This is a genomic window from Streptomyces sp. NRRL F-2664, assembly GCF_000719345.1.
In the GTDB taxonomy this organism is placed as follows: Bacteria; Actinomycetota; Actinomycetes; order Streptomycetales; family Streptomycetaceae; genus Streptomyces.
On the sequence record NZ_JOFX01000209.1, the window covers coordinates 1 to 1337 of the forward strand.

The 1337-nt window shown below is 60.1% G+C and carries 1 protein-coding gene and 1 pseudogene; one reads left to right on the forward strand and one right to left on the reverse strand.

Annotated elements, in window-relative coordinates; all coding sequences use genetic code 11:
- The coding region (locus tag IF89_RS43990) for an RHS repeat-associated core domain-containing protein (RefSeq protein WP_158718142.1) at positions 1 to 868 on the forward strand (868 nt) is incomplete at its 5' end.
- A gap of 289 nt (positions 869 to 1157) precedes the next feature.
- Here the strand turns inward: IF89_RS43990 and IF89_RS43995 are convergent.
- A pseudogene (locus IF89_RS43995) lies at positions 1158 to 1337 on the reverse strand (IS5/IS1182 family transposase); the annotation flags it as partial.

The window sequence follows — 1337 nt, forward strand, 5'->3', positions numbered from 1 at the left end:
CCCCGCCGCCAACCCCTTCCGCTTCGGCGGCGAATACACCAACACCGAAAACGGCACCCACTACACCCCCCCCCGCCCCTACCACCCCGAAACCGGCCGCTTCACCACCCGCGACCCCCACCCCACACCCCTCAACAAATACCAAGCCTTCAACGCCAACCCTCAAGAGCACACCGACCCCACTGGAAACCTGCCATTCAAGTTCCGGACCAAGCTCGGTAAACAGAAAGAACGACGCGCCGCAGCTTTGCAGCGGGCCACCGACGCCGTTCGCGGGCGCCATAAGCCGCCGGCAGGAGCGATAACTTCGGGAGGCGATAGAGTAAGCCTGGCGGAAACGAAAAAAAATTGGCTGATGTTCCAAATCGAAATTCAGCCCCACGAGAGAATGCGGCGAATAAGGGGCGGCGCAGAGGAAATTCAGCGACAGCTGGGATTTTTCGACATGGATATCACTCAGTGGGTAGACGGAGTCCGCAGCATGGCGCAGAGCGGCGACTATAAACTTGACACATCCGCCCTTACGGACCAGCTGATGAACACGTATGACGCTAGGTACCGGAACGCAGCTGCCCTCCTCATGGCCGCGGACGCAGAGCAGGTAATGGAGGGCAGCACGATAAGCGCTCCGTCCTGGAGCCCGGTTGAGCATGCACCCCTAGTGGCGTCTGACTTCTATCTCAAAACCGCCCAAGAGGCCAGAAGCGGGGTTTCCGACCCCGATGCCTACTGGAACGTTGAGTTCGTTCAAGGGCTTGATGAGCTCATAAAAGGCCTGAAATCTGCACGAGAAGGGCTCCATAAAAATCTGAACGGAGCAAGCCGTCTCAAATTCAAGAACAAGCCGTTCTGGGTTTTCTCCGATTGAGACTCATCAAAATGGACACCCTCTTAACCTTTCCGACTCCCGCCCTAATGAGGATGCCTCCAACCCGCCCCCCTCTCAATCGCGCTCAATTCGATTGCGGCACTGATCTCGCATTCTGCAACTCATACTGAGCGTCAGACTCATCCCGCGTCGGCCATCAAGCGATCCAGCGCACCCCGGTGCGCGCCAGGGGAGGTGGGAAATCTCGTGGCGCGCACCGGAGGGTGTTCAGGTAGGAATCGTTCCGCGTACTACCGGGGGCGGGCCGCAAGTACTGTCCATCAGCGGTCTACGTAAGATCCCAGATGGGGCATTTGGCGGGCTTCTTCGGGTCGCGCCAGGAGATGGTGGCTTCGCCTGTGGGGCGGCTGGCCATGAGGCCGGTCATGGCGATGTGGATGACGGCTTCGGAGCGGGCGGGCAGGGTTTCGCAGTCGCGGGCCGGGCGGCGGCGGAGCATGTGCCATCC